Source organism: Streptomyces sp. NPDC026575, assembly GCF_055567415.1.
This window is the reverse complement of the sequence record NZ_JBVHQM010000003.1, coordinates 395,671-411,023: the sequence shown is the minus strand read 5'-3', so window position 1 is coordinate 411,023 and position 15,353 is coordinate 395,671. Positions and strand designations below refer to the sequence as shown.

General features: G+C 71.5%; 11 protein-coding genes and 4 tRNA genes. 10 read left to right on the top strand and 5 right to left on the bottom strand.

Annotated features, from left to right (window positions below; translation table 11 throughout):
• The 5 genes from ACZ4NB_RS06115 to ACZ4NB_RS06095 all read left to right on the top strand — a co-directional run bounded on the left by ACZ4NB_RS06115 (position 1) and on the right by ACZ4NB_RS06095 (position 4,513).
• Positions 1-744, top strand: coding sequence for a peptidoglycan DD-metalloendopeptidase family protein (locus tag ACZ4NB_RS06115; RefSeq protein ID WP_467658614.1), 744 nt, complete (start codon positions 1-3; stop codon positions 742-744).
• Between the two features lie 12 nt (positions 745-756).
• Positions 757-1,635 carry a hypothetical protein gene (locus ACZ4NB_RS06110; RefSeq protein WP_467658613.1) on the top strand — a complete coding sequence of 293 codons (879 nt, stop codon included), beginning with the start codon at positions 757-759 and terminating at the stop codon, positions 1,633-1,635.
• Positions 1,636-2,233: 598 nt separating this feature from the next.
• Complete coding sequence (locus ACZ4NB_RS06105; RefSeq protein ID WP_467658612.1) at positions 2,234-2,488, top strand: hypothetical protein; 255 nt, start codon at positions 2,234-2,236, stop codon at positions 2,486-2,488.
• Between the two features lie 297 nt (positions 2,489-2,785).
• Positions 2,786-3,928, top strand: coding sequence for an LCP family protein (locus tag ACZ4NB_RS06100; protein ID WP_467658610.1), 1,143 nt, complete (start codon positions 2,786-2,788; stop codon positions 3,926-3,928).
• Positions 3,929-4,177: 249 nt separating this feature from the next.
• Positions 4,178-4,513, top strand: coding sequence for a hypothetical protein (locus ACZ4NB_RS06095; RefSeq protein ID WP_467658608.1), 336 nt, complete (start codon positions 4,178-4,180; stop codon positions 4,511-4,513).
• Positions 4,514-4,729: 216 nt separating this feature from the next.
• Here the strand turns inward: ACZ4NB_RS06095 and ACZ4NB_RS06090 are convergent.
• The 4 genes from ACZ4NB_RS06090 to ACZ4NB_RS06075 form a co-directional block, all read right to left on the bottom strand.
• A tRNA-Lys gene (locus ACZ4NB_RS06090) sits at positions 4,730-4,802 on the bottom strand.
• 211 nt (positions 4,803-5,013) lie between these two features.
• A complete protein-coding gene (locus ACZ4NB_RS06085; RefSeq protein WP_467658606.1) occupies positions 5,014-7,191 on the bottom strand; it encodes a DEAD/DEAH box helicase in 2,178 nt (725 codons plus the stop codon).
• A 238-nt stretch (positions 7,192-7,429) separates the two neighbouring features.
• Positions 7,430-8,077 (bottom strand): hypothetical protein, encoded by a 648-nt coding sequence (locus tag ACZ4NB_RS06080; protein WP_467658604.1) that lies wholly within the window; start codon positions 8,075-8,077, stop codon positions 7,430-7,432.
• Positions 8,078-8,269: 192 nt separating this feature from the next.
• A complete protein-coding gene (locus tag ACZ4NB_RS06075) occupies positions 8,270-8,620 on the bottom strand; it encodes a metallopeptidase family protein (RefSeq protein WP_384439437.1) in 351 nt (116 codons plus the stop codon).
• Positions 8,621-8,739: 119 nt separating this feature from the next.
• Between ACZ4NB_RS06075 and ACZ4NB_RS06070 the strand changes: the two genes are divergently transcribed.
• From ACZ4NB_RS06070 to ACZ4NB_RS06055, 4 genes are all read left to right on the top strand, one after another.
• On the top strand, positions 8,740-10,326 hold the full coding sequence (locus tag ACZ4NB_RS06070; RefSeq protein ID WP_467658603.1) for a metallophosphoesterase family protein: 1,587 nt from the start codon (positions 8,740-8,742) through the stop codon (positions 10,324-10,326).
• A gap of 133 nt (positions 10,327-10,459) precedes the next feature.
• Positions 10,460-10,532 (top strand) — tRNA-Glu (locus ACZ4NB_RS06065).
• Between the two features lie 48 nt (positions 10,533-10,580).
• A tRNA-Asp gene (locus ACZ4NB_RS06060) sits at positions 10,581-10,655 on the top strand.
• Positions 10,656-10,659: 4 nt separating this feature from the next.
• Positions 10,660-10,733: transfer RNA gene (locus ACZ4NB_RS06055), tRNA-Phe, on the top strand.
• A 50-nt stretch (positions 10,734-10,783) separates the two neighbouring features.
• Here the strand turns inward: ACZ4NB_RS06055 and ACZ4NB_RS06050 are convergent.
• On the bottom strand, positions 10,784-11,017 hold the full coding sequence (locus ACZ4NB_RS06050; RefSeq protein WP_467658602.1) for a hypothetical protein: 234 nt from the start codon (positions 11,015-11,017) through the stop codon (positions 10,784-10,786).
• 184 nt (positions 11,018-11,201) lie between these two features.
• Between ACZ4NB_RS06050 and hrpA the strand changes: the two genes are divergently transcribed.
• On the top strand, positions 11,202-15,287 hold the full coding sequence (hrpA, locus tag ACZ4NB_RS06045; RefSeq protein ID WP_467658600.1) for an ATP-dependent RNA helicase HrpA: 4,086 nt from the start codon (positions 11,202-11,204) through the stop codon (positions 15,285-15,287).
• Positions 15,288-15,353 lie beyond the last annotated feature (66 nt).

Sequence of the window (15,353 nt, the reverse complement as noted above, 5' to 3'; positions counted from 1 at the left end):
ATGCCCGGCATCGGAGAGATATTCGACAGTGTGGCCGGCAGTGTGGCCGAGTTGTTCACGGGAGAGCCGAGCGTGCAGCGAGCTGAAGTGGTGTCCCTGTCCGAGGTCCGTCCCGGCGCGCGGAACGGCAGCGTCCTGACGGTGCAGGAGGCGTTGGAGAAGGCCGTGGGCCTGGACTACTCGTCCGCCCCGGGAACCTTCGGCCCGCGCACGAAGGAGGCGTACGCCAAGTGGCAGCGCCACCTCGGTTTCACCGGCAGCGCGGCCGACGGCGTGCCCGGGAGGACGTCCCTCAAGAAGCTCGGGGCCGAGTACGGCTTCAAGGTGCGCGAGGGCGACTCGGGCTCGGGGGGCGGCCGGGTCGGCTCACCGGTGCCGGGGCACGGCATCAACTATGCCTACGGCGTGCCGAACGCCCGGTACCAGACGGGGTATCACACCGGGGACGACTACGCGGCGCCGGAGCGAACGCCGGTCGTCGCCGTCCGGAACGGCACCGTCAAGTGGTCGGACGCCCGGGGCGGTGCCTACGGCAACTGGATCGGCCTCCAGGCGGACAACGGCCGCGTCTACGTCTACTGCCACCTGTCCTGGCGCGACGTCCACCCCGGCCAGCGGGTCAAGGCGGGCCAGCGGCTCGGCCGGGTCGGCTCCACCGGCAACGTCACCGGTCCGCACCTGCACTTCGAGGACCACCCCGCGGGCCCGTTCCGCTACGGCCACGACCGCAAGCCGGCCTGGTGAGCGGGGAGAACCATGCCCGAGACCACCACCGCCCCGTCCCGCATCGGCCGGCTGCTCGCCGCGCCCCTGGTCCTGGTCCTCTCCGTCGGTTCGCTGACGGCCTGCGGTGGCGCCGACGACGGCCCACACGCCGACGGCACCCGGCCGTCGTCCGCCACGAGCCCGTCCGACCCGAGCCCGTCCGCCTCGGGTCCGTCGGCTCCGGGTGCGCCGTCGGTCCCGGCCGCCGGAAAGACGGCCGGGGCCGGGCCCACCACCCGCCCGGACGCGTCCTCGTCGCCGGCCGCCGGCCGTGACCCGGACGACCCGGACGACCGCCTCCACCAGTGGATGGAGTCCGGCTCCATCCCGATGAACGCGTCGTACCACTGGCCGATGCTGGACACCTCGGCCCGCGTCGCCGACGGCGAGAAGTTCCTCTTCGAGGAGCACTGCGGAGCGCGGCGCACGCCCGGGACGGACTCCCTGGCACGCGCCGCGTGGACGGAGAAGGCCCGGCCGGGCGAGAACGACGGGGACCAGAACTGGCTGGCCCAGGAGACCATCGCCGCACACATGCAGGACGGGGAACGGAAGGCGTCCGCGCTGTTCGGGGGCCTGGTGAAGGAACTGAGGGCGTGCGGGTCCGCGCACACCTCGGTGACCTACACCACGCAGGACTCCCGGCATGTGGCCGCGACCATCGTCCTCGGCAAGGACACGCCCCGGCCCACGACGCTGCACGAGTACCTCGCGGTAGTGGGCGGCGACGTGCTCGAACTCAGCCTGTGGGTGACGCCCTACCACCAGGACGGCGGCAACAAGCCCGACGTCGCCTGGCCCGGCCCGCCCGACACCGGCGTCTTCCAGGCGATGACCACGCCGGTGTGCCCGCAGGGGAAGCGGTGCTGAAGGCCACCCGGGATACGCCCCTGGCTCTCCCGTGGAGCCAGGGGCGTCTGGGCGGGGACACCGTACAGACGCGCGCGCCGCTGGAACGGCGCGGCCGGGCGTGGGGGTTACCGCACGTCCACGAAGTCGCCGGTCGCCTTGACGGCCGGGGCGCCGCCCTCCCCTGCGAGGCAGCCGCCGCGTGTGACACTTTCGCCCGCCGCGCCGCAGGGGGTAGTGCCGGTCGTCATCGGCCGGCCGACTGCGCGGTGGCGGCCCCACGGCAGCAATGTGAAACAGCGGTGAAGGGAGTTTCGGAATCGCTTGATGGGCAATGTGCGGAACCATGAGTTACCCCAATGACGGCATACCGCGAAATCGCCCATACGGCTCCATTCCAAACTCTCCCTACCACGGCGGATCACACTCGCCGAATGGCGGTGATACGGCCCCGCTGCCCATTACTGGTCCGCCCGCCCCGCCGCGCAGAAATTCACCCCCGCCCTCGTACTACGACCCCGCACCGGCCGCCCCGTACAACGCGGTTCCGGACGCCGCCACCCACTCCAGGAGGAGTGGGGGAGGAAACCGGCGAGGCATCGGCGCGGACCGACTCGCCTTGATCATTCACAGCCTCGCGGATATCGCCGCGGTATTCCTCGGGCTGTGGATCTTGCTGTATCTGCTCGAAGCGAATCAGGCGAACGTCTTCGTCGACTTCGTGCGCGGTGTGGCCGACTGGCTCGCCGGCTGGTCGCAGGACATCTTCATCATGGAGCCGGAAGGGCTGCGGGTCTTCTTCGACTACGCCCTCCCCGCACTGATCTACCTCGCGGTCGGTCATGGCACAGCCGCCTGGCTGCGCCGCCTCTGACCGCGCTGGTGCCGGGCTCAGGGGCGCAGACCGCCCGCACCTGCCCCCTGAGCACCGAGGCCGGCGCCCGCCCGGGCCGGGCGATGCCGCGCCGAGCCGGGAGCAAGGGCATCGAATTCAGCATGTCCGAATTCGATGCCCTCGACCGCGACTGACCGTTCAGTCGCCTCCCTTACGTATTTGGCAGGACATTGCAGCCGGCCCCCTCGGCCGCTGTGCATCAGATCGGACACATTCTTCCCGGAGCCCCTACCTCACTTTGCATTCGAGGTCGCCGGGGAATGCACACTGCCGGGCATGAATCACAGACCCCACGGCAGGTACGCCGACTTCCAGGAACCGTATGAGGGCGCACATGCCGCACGCCCCCCGAATTCCGCCCATGCCATCCCCGCCCAGCGGCTCGGAGTGCCGCCCCACTACGAAGAGGATGATCCGTACGACTACGAGCCTTCCCCGCGCCGCGGCGGCAAGGCCAAGCGCTTTCTGATATCCCTCCTCGTCCTCCTGCTCCTGGTGGGGGTCGGCACGTATTTCTGGGCGGACTCCGAACTGCGCAAGGAAGTCGATCTCGGCAAGGTCATCGACCGCCCGGCCGCAGGCGAGGGCACCAACTACCTGATCGTCGGCTCGGACAGCCGCAAGGGCATGTCGGCGGCCCGGCGCAAGAGCCTGCACACCGGCGGCAGCGCGGAGGCCGGGCAGCGGACGGACTCGATGATGATCCTGCACGTCGGCGCGGGCGGCCCGACGCTGATCTCCCTGCCGCGCGACTCGAACGTGACCATCCCGAAGTTCCGCGGCTCGGAGTCCGGCAAGATCAGGGCCCCCATGGGCGCGAACAAGCTCAACGCCTCCTACGCCTACGACGGTCCGCAGCTGCTGGTCCGCACGGTCGAGTACAACACCGGGCTGCACATCGACCACTACGCCGAGATCGGCTTCACCGGCTTCGCCGACATCGTCGACGCCATGGGAGGCGTCCAGATGAACCTCGGCAAGGGCTTCAAGGACAAGTGGTCGGGAGCCGACTTCCAGCCCGGCGTGCAGAGCCTCGACGGCGCCCAGGCGCTCGCGTACGTCCGCACCCGGCACGCGTTCGCCGGCAGCGACCTGGACCGCACCAAGAACCAGCAGAAGTTCCTCTCGACGCTCGCGAGCCAGGTGGCCGCCCCCAGCACCCTCCTCAACCCGTTCAGGCTCTACCCGGTCACGAGCGCGGGCCTGGACACCCTCGTCGTCGACAAGGACATGAACCCCTACCTGCTCGGCACGATGTTCCTCGCCATGAAGGACGTCTCCGGCGGCGACGGCAAGTCCATGAACATGCCGATCTCCGGCAGCGTCGGCGGCAACCTCCAGTGGGACCGGCCGAAGGTCAGGCAGCTGGTGGCCGAGCTGAAGAACGACGCCCCGGTCACCGTCACCGCCGACCGCTGACGACACCGGCCTGGCCGCGGGCGTCCGTACGGAAGTCACCTCCCGGTAGAGCGCATATGTCCGCACACAGGGGACGTACCGATCGGCCGGGTAACGCGACGGCGCCCCGCGGCGCTGAACTGCATACGGGTGCGCGCGACGCTCCCGAGTGCACTCACGGCCAGGGTGACTCCTGTGGGGGGTGGCCACCCTGGCCGTGGTCGCACCTCCCTGCCGTCGAGGCGCAGCGTGCGCCGGATTGCGACTCCCATGAGCCACCGATCCGAATCCATGCCTGTGGGCGACCACTACAGCGGCGGCCGTGGCGGCGCCGCCGCACGGCGGGCAGCCCTGATCATCCACACCCTCGCCGACATCGCCGCCGGATTCCTGGGGTTGTGGATCCTGCTCTACCTGCTCGACGCGAACCAGGCCAGCGTCTTCGTCCAGTTCGTGCGAGGCGTGGCCGACGCGCTCTCCTGGTGGGCGCGGGACATCTTCACCATGGACACCGAAGCCCTGCGCGTCGTCCTCAATTACGCGCTGCCCGGCGCGATCTACCTCCTCGCCGGACATCTGATCGCCGGCCGGGTACGCCGCCTCTGACCACACCCTCGCCACACCCTCGGGGACGCCCCCAGGGGCTCGTTCCCCGCGCCCGCCCGACATCTGACGCCCCGCCTGCCGGGCCGTCCGCCCACGCCTGCGCCCGCCCCACCCTCGCGCGCGCCCGCGCCAGGGAAAAGCGACGCGCCCCGGCCGGCGATTGCCGGTCGAGGCGCTGAACCGCAGGTCGGAGAGCTTGCTGCGGGATGGATTCGGTGGGCCATCAGGGGCTCGAACCCTGAACCAATGGATTAAAAGTCCACTGCTCTGCCAATTGAGCTAATGGCCCGCACCGAGCAGCATAGCCCGAGGATCGGCCACAGCCCGAAGGCATTAGGGATCGGACCGGTCATGAGTGCGCCAAAGACCCGACTTCGAGCCGGGCGTCCGGGCGTCTGACCCGCACAACGCGCAGGGCCCGTACGGCACTTGCGTGCGTACGGGCCCTGTTCGTGCGGTGGGTCAGCGCGGGACGCCGCCCTGCCGGTCAGCGCCGGCGATCAGCCGTTGCGCTTCCAGCGCGGCTTGTCCTCGCGGCGGCCGAAGGAACCGGTCGTGGCGCCGCGGTGGTCGTCCCGGCGGCCGTACGGGCGGTCGCCGCCACCGGAGCGGTAGCCACCGGAGGCCGGGCGGCCGCCGGAGCGGTCGTCACGGTTGAACGGACGGTCGCCGCCACCGGAGCGGTAGCCACCGGAGGACGGGCGGCCGCCGGAGCGGTCGTCACGGTTGAACGGGCGGCTGGGGCGCTCGCCGCGGTCGCGGTTGAAGCCGCCGCGGTCGTCACGACGGTCACGGTCGAAGGAACGGCCACCACGGTCGTCACGGCGGTCGCGGTTGAAGCCGCCCCGGTCGTCACGGCGGTCACGGTCGAACGAGCGGCCACCGGAGCGGTCGTCACGACGGTCACGGTCGAAGGAACGGCCACCGGAGCGGTCGTCACGACGGTCGCGGTCGAAGGAACGGCCACCACGGTCGTCACGCCGGTCGCGGTTGAAGCCACCTCGGTCGTCACGGCGGTCACGGTCGAACGAGCGGCCACCGGAGCGGTCGTCACGACGGTCACGGTCGAAGGAACGGCCACCGGAGCGGTCGTCACGACGGTCGCGGCGCTCGAAGTTGCCCCGCTCGTCACGGGCGGCCGGACGGCGCTCGTCCGGCGCGGTGGCCTGGGCCGGCACCTCGGCCGCGGCGGCGGCCTCGGCCTCGGCGGTCTCGGCGGCGGCGGCCAGCGCCTCGGCCGGGTCCTCGCCGCGCTCACGGGCGGCCCGCGCGGTCAGCCGGTCGGCCTCCTCGCGCAGCTCGGTGGCGCGGCGCTGCAGCCGCTCCAGCTCACGGGTGAGCTCGGCCACCTCGCGCTCGGCCTGCTTGGCGGCGTTGTTGGCGCCGTCGGCCTGGACCTCGGTGAGCGAGCGGGCGCCGGTGATCCGGGCGACGTCCTCGTCGAAGGCGCCGGAGCCGCCGACGATGTGCCGCGAGGCGTCCACACCGGCGTCCTCCATCAGGCGGAAGATCTGGCGGCGCTGGTGCGGCAGGGAGAGGGAGACCACGGTGCCGGACTGGCCCGCGCGGGCCGTACGGCCGGAGCGGTGCAGGTAGTCCTTGTGGTCGCCGGCCGGGTCGACGTTCAGCACCAGGTCGATGCCGTCGACGTGGATACCGCGGGCGGCGACGTCGGTGGCGACCAGCGCGTTGACGTAGCCGTCCTTGAAGTCCGCCAGGACCCGGGTGCGGGCGCCCTGCGTCATACCGCCGTGCAGCGCGTCCGCCTTCACGCCGGACTCGACCAGCTGCTCGGCGATGCGGTCCGCGCCCAGCTGGGTGCGGACGAAGATGATCGTGCGGCCCTTGCGGGCGGCGATGGCGGCGGTGACCGGCGCCTTGTCCTTCGGCTTCACGACCAGCACGTGGTGGGTCATGGTCGTGACGTTGCCCTGGGCGCTGTCGACCTCGTGGCTGACCGGGTTGCTCAGGTAGCGCTTGACCAGCGTGCCGATCTCGTTCTCCATCGTGGCGGAGAAGAGCATCCGCTGACCGCCGGCCGGCACCTGGTCGAGCAGCTCGGTGACCTCGGGCAGGAAGCCCAGGTCGGACATCTGGTCGGCCTCGTCGAGGACCGCGACCTGGACGTCCTCAAGGGAGCAGGCGCCGCGGTTGATGATGTCGCGCAGCCGGCCCGGGGTGGCGACGAGGATGTCGACACCGCGCTCCAGGGCGTAGATCTGGTTGCCCATGGACGTACCGCCGCAGACGACCTTCATCTTCAGGCCGAGGACGTCGCCGTAGGGCTGGAGGGCGTCCGCGACCTGCATGGCCAGCTCACGGGTCGGGGTGAGGATGACGGCGCGCGGCTTCTTCTTCTCGGTGCGGCCGTCGGCCAGCCGGGCCAGGGTGGGCAGACCGAAGGAGAGGGTCTTGCCGGAGCCGGTGCGGCCGCGGCCGAGGATGTCCTTGCCGGCCAGGGCGTCCGGGATGGTCGCTGCCTGGATCGGGAAGGGGGTGGTGACGCCGTTCTGGGCCAGCTTGCGGACGACGCCCTCGGGCAGTCCGAGGTCGGCGAAGGTGACGGTGTCGGTCTCGGTGTCGGCGGCGGACTCGGCCGGCTCGGTCACCTCGGGGGCCGTCTGCTCGTCGTGCTCATCGAACGCGGGCATGACGGACTGCTCAGTGGAAATGGACATGCGAAATGCGAAACCTTCCGGAGTCTCGGCACGCGCCCAAACTCCGTGTGTTTCACAACGACCGCCTCAATGCGGTCAGCCACGGCAAGGGAGAGAACGCGCCACGCGGCGCGCTTCTGTTCTGGCGCCGGGCAAATGGGATCAAACGATCTACCACCATACGCACTCCGCCCCCCGGATGGCAAATGGCCTTCCGTCCACCGCCCGCCACCCCCTCCCTGACGGGCCCCTGCGCCCCTTACGCCCCCTGCTCCACCTCCTGCGCATCCAGCTCGCCCTCGGACGTCATCGGCGCGACCGGCGACGGGCCGGAGGCGTGGGCGCTCGGCGGGGGCGGCGCGGGGCTGCTGGGCGGCGGGGTCGCCGGCGCGGTGGGCGTACTGGGCGGGGTCGAGACGGGCGGGGAGGACGGCTGCTCGGAGTGGGACGGCGAGGGGGCGGCGGTGGGGCGGCCGCCGTGGCCACCGTGGCCGTGCCCCGGACCGGGCTCCGGGCCCGACGGCTTCACCGGGCGGGACGGTGTGGCGGGCTCGGAGGGCGTGGGCTCGGCGTCGGCCGAGGGATCGCCCGCCTTCTCGTCACCGCCGGCCGGCTGCGCCTCGCCGTTGCGCCCCATCCGCCGCGGCCCGTCGCCGGGGTTGTCCGCGGCCACCCCGCCGGGGCCGGGCCTGGGGCCCTTTCCGTCGGGCTGTGCGGTGGCGCCGGACGGCTTGGGCTGCGGTGCGTCGCTGACGCTTATGCAGCCGGCCAGCGACGCGGCCAGCGCGGAGACGGCCAGCGCGGCGGCCGCGGCACGGGCCCGCACCCGACCCACCGGCGGCGGTGCCGGGCGGGCGGCGGGAGCGGGAGCGGGGTCGAAGACGGGGACGGCGGCGGGGGACGGCATCGAAGACGGATGGCGGCAGGGGCTCGGGCGCACGGCGGGACCTCCGGATCCGGAGCGCAGGGACGGCGGCACGGACGCCTTGCCCAACTCCCGCCCCCCGCCCGAGGACACGCGTACGGCCGCGCCGATCGCCCGTGCGCCGCCCGGCCGGTCGCCTGCGCCGGGCATCCGGTCCCCGCCCGCGGCCGCCCGTCAGCCGTAGCCCAGCGCGTGCAGCCGCTCGTCGTCGATCCCGAAGTGGTGCGCGATCTCATGAACGACCGTCACCTCGGTCTCGGCGACCACGTCCTCGCGCGTCGCGCACATCCGTATCGTCGGCCCCCGGTAGATCGTGATCCGGTCCGGCAGCACGCCCGCGTACCACTCCCCGCGGTCGGTCAGCGGAGTCCCCTCGTACAGCCCGAGCAGCTCGGGGTCGGCGGCCGGGGGCTCGTCCTCGACGAAGACCGCCACGTTGTCCATCAGCCGGGTCAGCTCCGGCGGGATCCGGTCCAGCGCCTCGGCGACCAGTTCCTCGAACTCCTCGCGCGTCATTTCCAGCACACCACCATTCTCCGCTACCGGGCCCGGCAACCGGGGGCCGCGGCCCGTCCGCCCGCCGCCGCGGAACCGGAGCCGCCACCCCCGGCATAACGACCAGCATGCCGGGGCATACGGGACCAATGGCCCGCGCAGCGCGCTCCCGGACACCGAACACCGGCACACCGAAAGCCCCGCCGCTCCCACCGCTCCGCACCCGGCTCGACGGCGGTGCGCACCGCCCTCTGCACTCCGCACTCGGCCTGATGGCCGTCACCGTCCTCGGCGCCTGGCTGGGGCTGCTGCTCCTCGGCACCCTCCGCGTCCCCGTCGGCCCGATGGACACCACCATGGCCCTGCGCCCCTCATTGGCCGGCGGCACCAGGATCAATGTCCCGCCGCTCGGCGACCTGGAGCTGCGCAGCCACCACGCGCCGATAGGGCTCGATGTCGACGTCGACCGGCTGGATCCGGTCCGCTCCCAGGCGCTGGTCGACCACCCCGAGCGGTTCGCCGGCCTGCAGGCCGAGGTCACCCGCGACGTGACCCGCGGCGCCCTGGGGCTGGCGCTGCACTCCTGCGTCGCCGTGGCCTCCGGCGCCACCGCGCTGGGCCTGGCCGTCTACCGCCGCCCGCGCCGCGCGCTGGCCGCCGGCGGTCTGGCGCTCACCATGCTCGCCGCCTGCGCGGGCACCGCATACGCCACCTGGAACCCCCAGTCCGTACTGGAACCGAAGTTCTCCGGACTGCTCTCCTCCGCCCCGTCCGTGGTCGGCAACGCGCGCAACATCGTCAGCGAATTCGACGTCTACCAAAAGGAGTTGGCCCGCCTGGTCACCAACGTCACCAAGCTGTACGACGCCACCTCGACTCTGCCCGCCTACCAGCCCGACCCCACCACCCTGCGGGTCCTGCACGTCTCCGACATCCACCTGAACCCCGCCAGCTGGCAGATCATCGCCTCCCTGGTGAAGCAGTACCGGATCAACGTGATCGTCGACACCGGCGACACCATGGACCACGGCTCGGCCGCCGAGAACCACTTCCTGGACCCCGTCTCCGCCCTCGGCGCGCCGTACGTCTGGGTGCGCGGCAACCACGACTCGCGCACCACGCAGAAGTACCTCGCCGGCCGGAAGCACGTCACCGTCCTCGACAACGGCAGGGTCGCCCGGGTCGCCGGCGTGCGCATCGCGGGCGTCGGCGACCCGCAGTTCACCCCGGACCGCTCCGTGGTGGCGGCCGGCGACCCCGCGGAGCGCACCGCCGGCGGCCGGCTCGCCGACGCGCTGCGCACCGAGCGGCTGGCCGGTACGCCGGTCGACATCGCACTGGCCCACAACCCGGCCGCCGCGACCGAGGCCGACGGCCTGGTCCCGCTGGCGCTGGCCGGCCATGTCCACCACCGGGAGAACACCACGCTGCCCCAGGGCACCCGGCTGATGGTGGAGGGGTCGACGGGCGGCGGCGGGCTGCGCGCGGTGCAGAACGACAAACCCGCGCCGGTCCAGGCGTCGGTGCTCTACCTGGACCGCAGGACGAAGCGGCTCCAGGCGTGGGACGAGATCACGCTCGGCGGGCTGGGCCTGTCCCGGGCCGAGGTCAGCCGCCACCTCCCCCGCGAGAACCAGCCCGGCGCCACACCGGCGAGGAGCCGCCCGCCTCACCCGTCCGGCCCCGCCTCCGGGCCCGCCGCCCCACCCGAATCCCCGCCCTCCTCCAGGCCCTGATCGGGCGCCCTTTCGCGCCCGGCCGGGAACCCCTCCGACGGCCCCGGGTAAACCGTTTTGGCGAACGGTCCTCCCATCCCATATGCTTCTCACGTCCCCGACGGCGCCGGTAACGACGCCAAGGTGGCCACCAGCCCTCATCGTCTAGTGGCCCAGGACGCCGCCCTTTCAAGGCGGTAGCACGGGTTCGAATCCCGTTGGGGGCACGCATCACCGTGTGCGAGACTGGCTTCGGCCGCTTTCGCGCAATGCAAGGTCCTGTGGAGCAGTTTGGAGTGCTCGCCACCCTGTCAAGGTGGAGGCCGCGGGTTCAAATCCCGTCAGGACCGCTGCGGCTGGGTAGCTCAGTTGGTACGAGCGATCGCCTGAAAAGCGATAGGTCGCCGGTTCGACCCCGGCCCCAGCCACACCCATTGGGAGAAGGCCCCGATTCCTCGAATCGGGGCCTTCTTCGTGTCTACTCGACGGCGGCTTCCCCGGCGGACCGGGCGAGCTCGCTCTCCGGCTGCCAGAAGATCAGCCGGGCGCCGCCGGTGATGGCGCCCGTGGAGCCGAGACCCATCGCCAACTTCAGCAGCCGCTCTCCCGAGCCTTCCCAGTCGTGCGGCGCACCGAAGACCAGCCACGCGCCCAGGGCGATGCCGACGACCATCAGAAGACCGCCCGCGATCCGTCGTATTCCTTTGTCCATGCGGACATCGTCCCTGGTCGGCGGGGGCGAGTTCCACCCGGTTGCGGCGAGGGCGGCGCCCGGCCCCGCCATGATCACCGTGTGCGCGGACGCGCCGCCTGCGGTGCGGCACCGGCGCCCGCGATCGGCCGCGCGGTCAAATGGTTCGCCAGTCGATTCGGTGAGGTGAGATCCTGGGGGACGTATGTCCAGTCAGCCTGCCTCCGCCCTGCCCGACGGCGCTGCCCCCACCCTGCCCTCCTTGCTGGAGCGTCTGCCCGAGCTGACGCTGCGCGATCAGCAGCGGCTGGGGCGCCGGCTTGAGGGCGCGCGCCGGATCCGTAAGCCCGAAGCCCGGGCCGCCGTGCTCGCCGAGATCGCCGACGGCATCGACGAGGCGGAGCTGCGGGTCGCCCAGCGGCGCGCCGCGATGCCGGAGATCACGTATCCGGAAGAGCTGCCGGTCAGCCAGAAGAAGGACGAGATCCTCGCCGCGATCCGCGACCACCAGGTCGTGATCGTCGCCGGTGAGACCGGCTCGGGCAAGACGACCCAGATCCCGAAGATCTGCCTGGAGCTGGGGCGGGGCGTACGCGGCCTGATCGGGCACACCCAGCCGCGGCGGATCGCGGCCCGTACGGTCGCCGAGCGGGTCGCCGAGGAGCTGAAGACCCCGCTGGGCGAGGCGGTCGGCTGGAAGGTCCGCTTCACCGACCAGGTCGGCGGCGACACCCTCGTCAAGCTGATGACGGACGGCATCCTGCTCGCCGAGATCCAGACGGACCGCGAGCTGCGCCAGTACGACACGATCATCATCGACGAGGCGCATGAGCGCAGCCTCAACATCGACTTCATCCTCGGCTATCTTTCGCAGCTGCTGCCCCGGCGCCCGGACCTGAAGGTCGTGATCACCTCCGCGACCATCGACCCGGAGCGGTTCGCGCGGCACTTCGGCTCCTTCGCCTCCGTGGCCGCCTCGGCGGAGCCCGAGGCGGGCGACGGCGGGGCCGAGAAGCCCGGCGCGCCGATCGTCGAGGTCTCCGGCCGTACGTACCCGGTCGAGGTGCGCTACCGCCCGCTGCTGGAAGAGGGTGGCCAGGACGCCGACCGCGACCAGATCACCGCGATCTGCGACGCCGTGGACGAGCTGCAGGCCGCCGGCCCCGGCGACATCCTGGTCTTCCTCTCCGGTGAACGGGAGATCCGCGACACCGCGGACGCGCTCAACAAGAAGGCGCTGCCCCGCACCGAAGTGCTCCCCCTGTACGCGCGGCTGTCGCACGCCGAGCAGCACCGCGTCTTCCAGCGGCATACGGGCCGGCGGATCGTGCTGGCCACGAACGTCGCCGAGACCTCGCTGACCGTCCCGGGCATCCGCTACGTCATCGACCCGGGCATGGCCCGGATCTCCCGCTACAGCTACCGCACCAAGGTCCAGCGGCTGCCCATCGAGCCGATCTCGCAGGCCAGCGCCAATCAGCGCAAGGGCCGCTGCGGCCGTACGAGCGACGGCATCTGCATCCGCCTGTACTCCGAGGACGACTTCCTCTCCCGGCCCGAGTTCACCGACGCGGAGATCCTCCGTACGAACCTCGCCTCCGTCATCCTGCAGATGACCGCGGCCGGCCTGGGCGACATCGAGAAGTTCCCGTTCATCGACGCACCCGACCGCCGCAACATCAAGGACGGCGTCGACCTGCTGAGCGAGCTGGGCGCGCTCGACACCCGGCAGAAGGACCCCCGGAAGCGGCTGACCCAGCTGGGCCGGCGGCTCTCCCAGCTGCCGGTCGACCCGCGGCTGGCGCGGATGGTGCTGGAGGCGGACCGCAACGGCTGCGTCCGCGAGGTCATGGTCATCGCGGCGGCGCTGTCCATCCAGGACCCGCGCGAGCGGCCCTCCGACAAGCAGCAGCAGGCCGATCAGCAGCACGCCCGCTTCAAGGACGAGAGCTCCGACTTCCTCGCCTTCCTCAACCTCTGGCGCTACGTCCGCGAACAGCAGAAGGAGCTGTCCTCCTCGGCCTTCCGCCGGATGTGCCGCAGCGAGTTCCTGAACTACCTCCGGATACGCGAGTGGCAGGACATCTACTCCCAGCTGCGTACGGTCGCCAAGACCATGGGGATCCACCTCAACGAGGAGGACGCGGCACCGGACCGCATCCACACCTCCCTGCTGGCCGGTTTGCTTTCGCACATCGGACTGAAGAACGGTGGGACCGAGGGCGGCAAGGACGGGGCCGGCAAGAACGAGTATCTGGGCGCCCGCAGCGCCAAGTTCGCGGTCTTCCCCGGCTCCGCGCTCTTCAAGAAGCCCCCGCACTGGGTGATGTCCGCGGAGCTGGTCGAGACCTCCCGCCTGTGGGCGCGGGTGAACGCCAAGATCGAGCCCGAGTGGGTCGAGCCCCTCGCCCAGCACCTGGTCAAGCGCACGTACAGCGAGCCGCACTGGGAACAGAAGATGGCCGCGGTGATGGCCTACGAGCGGGTGACCCTCTACGGCGTCCCGATCGTCTCCCAGCGCAAGGTGAACTACGGCCGGATCGACGCGGAGACCTCGCGCGATCTGTTCATCCGCAACGCCCTGGTCGAGGGCGACTGGCGCACCCACCACCAGTTCTTCCATGACAACCGCAAACTGCTCGGCGAGGTCGAGGAGTTGGAGCACCGCGCCCGGCGCCGCGACATCCTCGTGGACGACGAGACGCTCTTCGACTTCTACGACCAGCGCATCCCCGCGGACGTCGTCTCCGGGGCGCACTTCGACTCCTGGTGGAAGCAGAAGCGCCAGGACGAGCCGGAGCTGCTCAACTTCGAGCAGTCGATGCTCATCAACGAGTCCGCCGAGGCCGTCACCAAGGACGACTACCCGGACTCCTGGCGCCAGGGAAAGCTGAAGTTCAAGGTCACCTACCAGTTCGAGCCGGGCGCGGACGCGGACGGCGTGACCGTCCACATCCCGCTCCAGGTGCTCAACCAGGTCTCCTCCGAAGGCTTCGACTGGCAGATCCCGGGCCTGCGCGAGCAGTTGGTGACCGAGCTGATCCGGTCGCTGCCCAAGCCGATCCGGCGCAACTACGTCCCGGCGCCGAACTTCGCGGCCCGCTTCCTGGACTCCACGGTTCCGCTGCAGGGCGCCCTGACGGCCTCTCTGGCGGCCGGGCTGCAGCGGATGGTGGGCGTCCCCGTCGAGGCCGCGGACTTCGACCCGGGCCGGATTCCCGACCACCTCAAGATCACCTTCCGGGTGGTCGACGAGCGGCGCCGCAAGCTCGCCGAGGCCAAGGACCTGGAGGCGCTGCGGCTGAAGCTCAAGCCGAAGACCCGCGCGGCGATCTCCAAGGCCTTCGAGCAGGCCGCCGAACGGCCCGCCAAGGGCGGCAAGGGCCGCGCCGGCGAGGGGGCGGCCCCGGCCGGCCCGGAGCAGCGCACGGGGCTGACGTCGTGGACGATCGGCGCACTGCCGCGCACCTTCGAGACCCGGCGCGCCGGCCAGCCGCTGAAGGCGTACCCGGCGCTGGTGGACGAGGGCAGCAGCGTCGCCGTGCGCCTCTTCGACACCGAGGCCGAGCAGCTGACGGCGATGTGGGCGGGTACCCGCCGCCTCATCCTGCTCAACATCCCCTCCAACCCCGCCAAGTTCGCCCAGGACAAGCTGAGCAATCAGCAGAAGCTCGCGCTGTCCCGTAATCCCCACGGCTCGATCGGGGCGCTCTTCGAGGACTGCGTGACCGCCGCCGCCGACCGCCTGATCGCGGCCCGGGGCGGCCCGGCGTGGGACGAGGAGTCCTTCCGCAAGCTGTTCGACGCGGTCCGGGCCGATCTGGTGGACGTCACGCTGAAGACGATCCAGCAGGTCCAGGAGGTGCTCGCCGCCTGGCAGGCGTGCGAGCGCCGGCTGAAGGACACCACCTTCCCCTCGCTGCTGCCCTCGCTCGCCGACGTCAAGGAGCAGCTGGCGGCGCTGATCAAGCCGGGCTTCGTGACGGCGCACGGCGCCAAGCGGCTGCCGGACCTGATGCGCTATCTCGTCGCCGCCGACCGCCGTCTGCAGCAGCTGCCCACCAACGCCGAACGGGACCGCACCCGTATGGCGAAGGTGAAGGAGATGCAGGACGAATACGCCTGGCTGCTGGAGCAGTTCCCGCCGGGCCGCCCGGTGCCGGCCGCGGCCCTGGAGATCCGCTGGATGATCGAGGAACTCCGGGTGAGCTACTTCGCGCACGCCCTGGGGACCGCGTATCCGGTCTCCGACAAGCGCATCGTGAAGGCGGTGGACGCCGCGGCGCCCTGACCGGCGGGCGGTCACCGGTATCGAGTTCGACCGCACCCCCTGACCTGCTGTACAGTCTTGCTTCGC